Genomic DNA, 8,029 nt, shown 5'->3' with positions numbered 1-8,029 from the left:
TTGTTGGAAGCAATTTCACTTTGACGGTGATGGTCTGCGACATGTTATTCACCCCCTTGTTTTTTGTTGTTCGACATAACGCTTGATGGTTTCGCTGGATACATTTCCTGCGGTAGAAACGAAATAGGAGCGTGTCCATAAACTTGGCAAGTGCCGAAGGTGCGGAAACTCTTCACGCAATTTTTTAGAAGTCACCCCTTTGATTTTTGCCATCGTATCGGCAGGACTTAATGATGGGAGTGCGTTGAGAAACAGATGCGTATAGTCTTTGTCGCATTCAAGAGCGACAATCACAATTTGCAGTTCCTCACACACTTCATGTACCAACTCTTTGAATCGCTGTTCTACCTCTGTTTGCAGAAAAATCTTTCTTCTATATCGAGGACAGAACACAAAATGATAGTTCAATAACGACACGGTTGTGCTTGTTCTTCTGTATTCATTCATATATACATCGTATCAGTTTGGTCACTATACAGCAACGAATAAGGGACAAAAAAGAGTGAAATCTTCAAATACTTGAAGTACCACAAACCTTCGGTTTCTTCGTGGTACTCCGTATTTGACCTCACTCTCATCCCACCCCTAAAGGGGGTGCTATCGGGCTTTCACGTTCAGAACATCTGTAAAACGCTTTGCGGTATTTGATTGGCTTGTACCATCATGGCCATGGAGGCTTGGGCAAGGATGGATGCTTTGACTTGGTTCATCGTTTCTTTCGCCATGTCGGCGTCTCTAATTCTTGATTCGGCTGCGGTGAGGTTTTCGTCTGCGGTGTTTAAGTTGTTGATGGTGTGTTCGAGCCGGTTGCTGTAGGCGCCGAATTTAGATCTTTGTGATGAGACTTTTTGGATGGCTTCGTCGAAAATGGTGATGGCGGCTGATGCGCCGGATGTCGTTGTAACGTTGACCGGTCCACGGGCTGATGTAATGCCGAGCGCGCGGGCGCGCATATCGGCCATTTCAATGGTCATCGTCTGACGGGCGTTCGCTCCTACTTGGATGGTAAACGATGGTTTTGAACCGTCGAGCAGGTTCATCGTATTGAACTGGGTCGTGCTGCCGATGCGGGTAATTTCTTCGGTGAGCTGATTGATTTCCTTTTGAATGGCTTGACGGTCGGTGTCGGTGTTTGTATCGCTTGTGGCTTGGACGGAGAGTTCGCGCATTTTCTGGAGGATCGCGTGTGTTTCGTTCAGCGCGCCTTCTCCGGTCTGGATCATGGAAATGGCGTCCTGCGCGTTGCGGGATGCCTGGTTCAGTCCGCGAATTTGCGCACGCATTTTTTCAGAAATAGCAAGACCAGCTGAATCATCAGCGGCACGGGTAATTCGCAGACCGGATGAGAGCCGCTCCATCGCGGTTGCTTGTTGCTTTAGCGCTGAATTGTACATACGATGCGCGTTTATCGCCATAATGTTGTGGTGGATTCTCATGTAGATTCTCCTTTCTTTCAAAGTTCTTTATCTATTATATGGACTAGATTAGAATCTATTCCGAAAAGTCCACTCACAACAATTGAGACTCACACCTATTTTCGCAGATTCGCACACAATAGCTAAGATCCGCACCTATTTCACCAGATTCGCTCACATTTATATCATTTCATATAAAAAACTCCCATCCGATATTATTTCGGTGGGAGTTTGAGTAGTCCGGCGAGGTTTTCTATGCCGGCTGAGGCGGATTTGTTTTCGTCGCCGATTTGGAGGTAGATTTCTTTTCGGTGGATGTCGACGTGTTTGGGGGCGTCGATGCCAATTTTGACTTGGTCGCCAGAGACGGAGACGATGGTGATTTCGATGTCGTCTCCGATCATGAGGGCTTCGCCAGGTTTACGGGTAAGAACGAGCATCGCTTATCCCTCCTTCACGGCGCCACTTGGAAACAAGGCGTGGCGTGTTTCGTACGCTGTACCTGTTAAGATGACTTGGCGTCCGGTCTGGTTTTGTTTGTTGATGACGATAGGCGCCTGCAAGTTGGCGGTAGTTTGTTCAAATGGATCTCGTACAGTCAGGATGGTTAAAAGGGTGACGTCTTCTTTTTTTTCAATCGCGAGTGCTTCGAGTGAAGCATCGTCGATTTTAATGTGGTAGTCCAGGAAAAACGAAAATGGATCGGTGACGACAAAGCTTAGTTCCGGTGTAGTGATAGATTGAAGTGCATAAAAAACAGTATTTCCCGGGAAAGCGAGCAAAACGAATTTTTTCTCGTCTTCAAAACCGGGCAATCCGTTCGCAAATGTTAGTATATCGGCTTCCTGAAGCTCTTTTTCATCGTGGTATTTCGTTTCAATTTTCACACTCATCACCCTTTTAAACAGTTTTATTTACAACTTGAAAATCAATGGATGGGTATTGCTTCAGTTGAACCTTCACACTGCCGGGCTGATAGTTGATAATCGGTTTGTTCGCGCGTGTATGATTTTCAACTGGCCTGGCCTGTGCGTCAATTCGAACGTCACCCGGCTCGTAGTTGATCTTGACACTTCCGTGCGACGGCACCCATGCGAGGCCGGTTTCGTAGTTGCGGGTGTTGCTTCTAGCAGCCTGCATGGCGATCGCATTGCCGCCTTTATGAATGTCGGCGAGTTCGCGGCCTTCTGCAGCCCGGCGGCCGGTACCTTCAAGCGCTTTTTGTCTACCTTCTGACGCCGCTTCTTTAATGCGCTGAAAAATATGCTTCCGGTCCATATCGGCCCACGCCTGCGTTTGATCAATCGTGAGGCGGCCCGGTGTTGTCGTAATGTTCATTTCTGCTTTCGGCTGACGAATATCAACCGTCGCCTGTGGCTGCTCTATCGACAGGCGGCTCGGTGTCGTGGTAATGCCGAGCCGAGCCTTCGTTGTATGAATTTGAACGGTTGATATGTTCATCTGTGAACGCTCCTTTTAACGGAGATAATCCATCAATGTTGGCTGAATAATGCGGGAGCCGACAGATAGGGCCGCTTTATGAACCGTTTCCTGCACCGTCAGCTCTGTGACGACTTTCTCAAAATCTACGTCTTCATTTTCGGATAGAATGCGTGAAGCGATGACAGCCTGCTCCGCCATGCGGGATTCCATTAGTTCAATCCGGTTAAAGCGAGCTCCAATTTTGGCACGGGCTGTCGAGTTATCTGCAATACGTGAATCCAGTTTATCAAGAAGGCCGCTCAACTGTGCACCGGTTGATCCGTCACCTAGCGCCGTGACAACTTCATCTACCGTCGAAAAAAGATCTTCAGAAAATGCTTCGCCAGGGCTAATATTTACTTGAATGTAGACACCTTTTGACAGTTCTAATTCCATTTTCCCTGCGTTATCAGAAACCGTTGTGCCCGTAGCTGTTACGCTGACAGGCTTTGTCGCTGTCGCGGATCCGTTGAACAAATATTTTTCGCCGAACTTTGTGTTGGCAATTTCCACTAAATGTTCTTTCAGCTGTGCCACTTCAGCTTTTGCCGCTTCCCGCTGTTCGCTATCGTACGTGTCATTGGACGTTTGCACGACGAGCTCACGTATGCGGTCAAGCGCGAGTTTTGCTTTATCAAGCGCGGAGTCGGAATTTTCGACCCAGTTATACGCTTCGCTGAAATTCCGCTGATATTGTTCGACTTCTGCCAAACTCCGGCGGTACGTCATCCCTTTCATCGCGACAACAGGGTCATCAGATGGACGGGTAATTTTCTTCTGACTGCCGACTTGCGTGTTTAATGTATCAAGCCGTGCGAGACTCGCAGTTAAGTTTTTCATCATGTTCGATGACAGCATCGATTGCGTTACGCGCATGCTCTCAGCTCCTTCGTTTAACGGCCGGCTACGCCCATGCCGTTAATAATTTTATCAAGCACTTCATCTACAATGGTAATCATCCGTGCCGCACCATTATAGGCGTGCTGAAATTTAATCAAATTGGTCATTTCTTCATCAAGCGATACAGAAGAAACCGAATCCCGGTTCGTCTGAACAGCCCCAAGTAAAACATTTACGTTTCGTTCCATCCGGCTCGCCTGCTGTGAGTCTACACCGAGCCTTCCGATCACGCCTTCATAAAAGGAATTGAGTGAGCCTGTTTTAATCGGCAAATCGGTCGGGATCGTGTACGTATTCGTTGTCCCAAGCAACTCAATCACATTTCCTGGATTCAGCAGATGACTGCCGATATTCGCAAGGTTCAACGCGTTTTTGCCATCTCCAATATTCACCGAACCATCGGCGTTTTTTGGGACAGCTGACGCCGCGATTTCTTTTGACGTGATCGCAGAAAGGCGAATGGACCCAGCTGCGCCTGCATAAGGCAATCCAGATGCCGACGTGTCCGTCACAAAAATATCTTTTCCCGGATTTCCTTCCGCATCATAGCCTAATTTATGAATGCCATTAAACAATTCTTTTAATGAATAGGCTAACTTATCCAGTTCGTCAATCATATTTTGAAACGTGCCGACCGTCGCCTCTTCAAGCGTCGTCGCATCGCCGTCTGTATCTTTTTTTCCTTTATAGCCATACGCTTCAATTAAGCCGCGAATTTCGCCTTGAGAAAACGAAACAGCACCGTTGCTGTCAATAAGCGAAATAGGTGTGACCGCTCCGGCCGTATCACTTTTATCATGCGTGACGAGATGCATCTCGTCAATGCGGTTGCTGCTGGCCGGAACATCGGTTGTGACCGGCAGGCTTGCGCTAAAACTGAACTGCTTATATTCCGTTTTATTAATAATTTCGGTTTTGTTTCCAGCTGTGTCGACTATGCTAATTTTAAAAATACCTTCTGCAATCGGCGAGTCATTGCCACCGCTTTCTTCTGTCTCAATCGATATATTCATATATTGAGACAATTCATCCACAAGACGATCCCGTTCATCGTACAAGTCATTCGGAAGGTAACCATTCGGCTCGACTTCGCTAATTTGTGCATTAACATCAAACAGTTTTTGAATAACTGAGTTCGCCGCACTGAGCGTAACACCGATTTGGTTACCAAAGTCTTTTTTCACAGCCGTTAATGAATCAGACATATAGTTGAATGTGTCCGTAAGCGATTGTAAACGCTCGAGCACAACACCGCGTGCCCCTTCGTTTTCAGAAGAGCTGGCCAAATCTTCAAGTGACTGCCATAGCTCTGTCATCGTCGCTGCTAATCCTTCTTCTGTTGGTTCATTAATGATGTCTTCTACTTTCGTCAATGCATCCGCACGGGCATTCCAATAGCCAAGCTTCGTGTTTTCCGTCCGGTACTGTACGTCGAGAAACGAATCCCGAATGCGTTGAACAGATCCTGCTTCTACGCCCGTCCCCATTTGACCAGGAATGTTCGGACGGTTTAAGCCGACAGCAGGATACGGCGTTGTCGTTTGAAAGTTGATACGTTGCCGCGAAAAGCCCGGTGTGTTCGCATTGGAAATATTATGACCAGTGACGTACAGAGCACTTTGCTGTGTAAACATGCCGCGTTTGGCGACTTCGAGTCCCATAAATGTTGATCTCATATTGTTCTTCCTTTCTTATGCTTTCGAGTCAAATAAAGGTCCCGATGCAGGGCCTTCATTGTCTCCGTCCGCTGCATACGTGCCAGAATCAGCCGGTGCCAGCAAATCAAGTTGCAAGTGCACGAATTGAAGTGACTGCTCGACAAGCTGAACATTCAGCTCGTTTACCTCTTTTAACTGTGACAGCACATCAATCAGTTCATCGCGCACTGCTTCTGCACGAACTTGTTCCTCTTGCGGCAATGATGGCAGCAACTCGCTGACTGTTTCATCCGATTCACTCGCGCGCCGCTTTTCTAAAATCGTAATGGCGCCGACATGCTTCTGTTCTTCCCGGACAATTCGATTTAACTCATCCATGTCGCCTTTTTTAACGGCATCGGTTTTTAACTGTGCCAACTGCAGAAGACTTTTATGAAGCGCCAGCTGTTTTTCGAGCGTGTCTACAAGCATGACAAGGAAGCCCCCCTACGTATATATGTTAATGAGCAGTCCTTGAATTTCGCCCACTTTATTCAAAATATCAAGATGTGATTTTTCTTTATTGATGACCTCGTTTGCAAGCTGCGTCAGGCGGCTGTCGACTTCTTTAACGATTTTGTACACTTTCGTCCGGCCGCGCCGGTTAAACCCACGCTGTTCTTCTAATTGAAGACCGCTGTTGACCGCTTCTTCCATAAATTCTTTGACCATTTTTTTATATTTACGCAAGTCATCGATTGTCCGGTGCTCGGCTAACTTTTCACCTTGCGTTTCAATCTCTTTCATCATGCCGGTCATTTTTTCAAGCGCCACATTTTGACGTTTATTTGAAATAACATCGGTGAATGACACCGATGCTTTTGCTGTTTCTTCTTTACGTTCCGTCCGATTGAGCGCGATTTTGCTTACTCGGTTCACTTCCATTGCCGTTCACCTCAAATATTATTGAAGAAGCTGAAGAATGCCTTGCGGAAGCTGATTCGCCTGAGCGAGCATTGCCTGACCAGCCTGATTCAAAATGTTATTCCGCGTAAACTGTGTCATTTCTTTCGCCATATCAAGGTCGCGGATACGTGACTCAGCTGCCGTTAAGTTTTCATTCGCTGTCTGTAAGTTCGTTACTGTATGTTCGAGACGGTTTTGAATCGCCCCAAGATTACTGCGTTCTGCGGAAACAAGACGAATGGCCTTGTCAAAAATCGTAATCGCCTCAGATGCTTTTTCCACTGTGCTAACATCTGCACCTGTTGTGGCATTACCTTTAACACTGTCAAAAGTAGTCGCAATACCGAGCTTTTTCGCATCCATCGGGCTCAAATCCAGCGTCAACATCTCCGACTCGTTTGCTCCGATCTGGAAAGCAAGAGAAAGGGATCGTATGTCTGTGTCATAGTCAGCATCTGTTAAAACAACATTATAATCAGAAGTAGCAGTAATAGTTAATACATTTCCGGAACTGGTTGCATCGCTCACACCCGATGCAATGGCTGCTATGGCATCGTCAGGTGTAGTAAAAGAATCAATACTTATATCAGGTGCTGTTGCCGTTCCAGAAACAAATGTATATTCTGTGCCATCAATCTCAATTTTGTCTCCCGGTTTTGGAATCTCGCTAAACGTTAACGTGAAAGATTCACCTGAAGCAAGTGTTTTTGTCCATGGATGATTTCCTGTAAAATCACCTTCCGCAAACGCTTCTTTTTTCCCGCTGAATAAGATTTTTTGGTTAAATTGCGTTGTGTCCGCAATACGATCGATTTCATGAGTAAGCTCGTTGATTTCTTCTTGAATCGCTTCACGATCCGTATCTTCAAGCGTCCCATTCGAAGCTTGTACTGACAATTCACGCATACGCTGCAAAATTTCATGCGTCGATGAAAGTGCTCCTTCTGCTGTTTGAATGAGTGAAATCGCATCGAGCGAGTTGCGTTCAGCCATTCCCAATCCACGCACTTGAGAACGCATCTTTTCAGAGATCGCAAGCCCCGCTGCATCATCTGCAGCACGGTTAATACGAAGACCGGATGATAGTTTTTCAAGACTCTTTGATGTGGCATTGCTCGTATTGTTCAAGTTTCGGTATGCGTTTAGCGCTTGAATGTTATGGTTTATTCTCATCGGTTATTTCCCCGTTTCGAGTATATTTGTCGGCTGCTCTTCGATGAAGACGTTTTGTTCGTACGCATTTTGTTTTCGTTTAACGGGTCTCACCGGTGCGGTTTTTAATGCTTCGTTCCAGGTGTCAGACAGCGTTTGAAATAGCCGCTCTGCTTCTGAAAGCTTTATGGCGTCCTTTTTCAAATTGGCCTGCACGACGGTGTCGGCAATGAAGTTATACACCTGGTCCAGCTGATCAGCGATGATGCCCGCTTCGTAGTTCAGTCCTGCGCCAAGTCGTTCTAATATATCATTAATTTTTTGCATCGAGCGGTTCGCTTCAAGAATGTTTTCTTGATGTATGTACCGGGCTGCTTTTGTAAATTGTTCCAGCCCCGCTTCATATAGTAAAGCCGTCAGTTGCTGCGGCGTTTTCTGGTAAACTATTTCTTTTGTGATCCATTCCATCGTTTTCCC

11 protein-coding genes are annotated in these 8,029 nt (G+C 46.5%); all 11 read right to left on the bottom strand.

Going from position 1 to position 8,029, the window contains the following annotated elements; translation table 11 throughout:
* Positions 1-48: 48 nt before the first annotated feature.
* Positions 49-447: an IS200/IS605 family transposase gene (gene tnpA / locus AWH49_RS17805; RefSeq protein ID WP_063966787.1), complete on the bottom strand. Its 399-nt coding sequence runs from the start codon at positions 445-447 to the stop codon at positions 49-51.
* A gap of 167 nt (positions 448-614) precedes the next feature.
* Positions 615-1,436, bottom strand: coding sequence for a flagellin N-terminal helical domain-containing protein (locus AWH49_RS17800; RefSeq protein WP_063966786.1), 822 nt, complete (start codon positions 1,434-1,436; stop codon positions 615-617).
* Between the two features lie 194 nt (positions 1,437-1,630).
* Complete coding sequence (csrA, locus tag AWH49_RS17795) at positions 1,631-1,855, bottom strand: carbon storage regulator CsrA (protein WP_018394646.1); 225 nt, start codon at positions 1,853-1,855, stop codon at positions 1,631-1,633.
* Between the two features lie 3 nt (positions 1,856-1,858).
* Positions 1,859-2,302, bottom strand: coding sequence for a flagellar assembly protein FliW (fliW, locus tag AWH49_RS17790; protein ID WP_063966785.1), 444 nt, complete (start codon positions 2,300-2,302; stop codon positions 1,859-1,861).
* 13 nt (positions 2,303-2,315) lie between these two features.
* Positions 2,316-2,876 carry a DUF6470 family protein gene (locus AWH49_RS17785; RefSeq protein WP_063966784.1) on the bottom strand — a complete coding sequence of 187 codons (561 nt, stop codon included), beginning with the start codon at positions 2,874-2,876 and terminating at the stop codon, positions 2,316-2,318.
* 15 nt (positions 2,877-2,891) lie between these two features.
* On the bottom strand, positions 2,892-3,773 hold the full coding sequence (gene flgL / locus AWH49_RS17780) for a flagellar hook-associated protein FlgL (protein ID WP_063966783.1): 882 nt from the start codon (positions 3,771-3,773) through the stop codon (positions 2,892-2,894).
* 17 nt (positions 3,774-3,790) lie between these two features.
* A complete protein-coding gene (gene flgK, locus AWH49_RS17775) occupies positions 3,791-5,473 on the bottom strand; it encodes a flagellar hook-associated protein FlgK (protein WP_063966782.1) in 1,683 nt (560 codons plus the stop codon).
* A 15-nt stretch (positions 5,474-5,488) separates the two neighbouring features.
* Positions 5,489-5,926: a flagellar protein FlgN gene (locus AWH49_RS17770; protein WP_063966781.1), complete on the bottom strand. Its 438-nt coding sequence runs from the start codon at positions 5,924-5,926 to the stop codon at positions 5,489-5,491.
* Between the two features lie 15 nt (positions 5,927-5,941).
* On the bottom strand, positions 5,942-6,379 hold the full coding sequence (locus AWH49_RS17765) for a YaaR family protein (RefSeq protein ID WP_063966780.1): 438 nt from the start codon (positions 6,377-6,379) through the stop codon (positions 5,942-5,944).
* Positions 6,380-6,397: 18 nt separating this feature from the next.
* Positions 6,398-7,573, bottom strand: coding sequence for a flagellar hook-associated protein FlgL (gene flgL / locus AWH49_RS17760; RefSeq protein ID WP_063966779.1), 1,176 nt, complete (start codon positions 7,571-7,573; stop codon positions 6,398-6,400).
* A 3-nt stretch (positions 7,574-7,576) separates the two neighbouring features.
* Positions 7,577-8,020 carry a flagellar export chaperone FliS gene (gene fliS / locus AWH49_RS17755; RefSeq protein ID WP_063966778.1) on the bottom strand — a complete coding sequence of 148 codons (444 nt, stop codon included), beginning with the start codon at positions 8,018-8,020 and terminating at the stop codon, positions 7,577-7,579.
* Between the last annotated feature and the right edge of the window lie 9 nt (positions 8,021-8,029).

The sequence above is a fragment of the Domibacillus aminovorans genome, assembly GCF_001643235.1.
GTDB lineage: Bacteria > Bacillota > Bacilli > Bacillales > Domibacillaceae > Domibacillus > Domibacillus aminovorans.
This window is presented reverse-complemented; position numbering and strand designations above follow the sequence as displayed.